Genomic DNA, 698 nt, shown 5'->3' with positions numbered 1-698 from the left:
GCTAGGGCCTGTTGAGATTCATCTAGAATGGATAACAGCGGTGGCGAGGTAGATCATCGCCTCGAAGCTGCTGTCGGTCTTGTCGGATCGCATTGCTATGCGTTTGAATTCCTTCAGCTTGCCGAAGAAGTTCTCGATCAGGTGGCGCCATTTATAGATGTCCTTGTCGATGTCGAGAGGCTGGGCGCGCCTTTGATGTTGCGAGATGACGATCTTGGCCTTGCGTTCGTTCAGCTCTTCGATGATCCAGTTGGAATCAAAAGCCTTGTCGGCGATCAAGCCGCCGAATTCGATGTCTTGGATCAGGGGCGCGACGCCGACGGTGTCAAAGCGATGGCCAGGGAGCAAGATAAACCGCACCAGATTCCCAAGCGCGTCGGTCAGCGCGAGGATTTTGGTGGTCCAGCCGCCCTTCGATTTGCCGATGGCCTGATTTTTGGTCCCCCCTTTGCTCCCTGCCCGTGGCGGTGAACTTTGACGATTGTCGCGTCGACCATGGCGAACTCCATGTCTGGATCATCCGATACGGCGTCGAAAATCTGCCTGAAAACGCCGGCTTTCACCCAATCGCGATAGCGCTTGAACACCGTGTTCCAGTTGCCAAACGTCGGCGGCAGATCTCTCCATGGGCTGCCCGTGCGGGCGATCCACAGCACGGCCTCGAGGAACAAACGATTGTCACCCCCTGTGCGACCGGG

General features: G+C 56.9%; 1 pseudogene. It reads right to left on the bottom strand.

The window, feature by feature from the left end:
* Positions 1 to 18: 18 nt before the first annotated feature.
* Positions 19 to 698 (bottom strand): annotated as a pseudogene (locus CWO89_RS48725) (IS5 family transposase); the annotation flags it as partial.

It is taken from the genome of Bradyrhizobium sp. Leo170 (assembly GCF_004296405.1).
In the GTDB taxonomy this organism is placed as follows: Bacteria; Pseudomonadota; Alphaproteobacteria; order Rhizobiales; family Xanthobacteraceae; genus Bradyrhizobium.
This window is presented reverse-complemented; position numbering and strand designations above follow the sequence as displayed.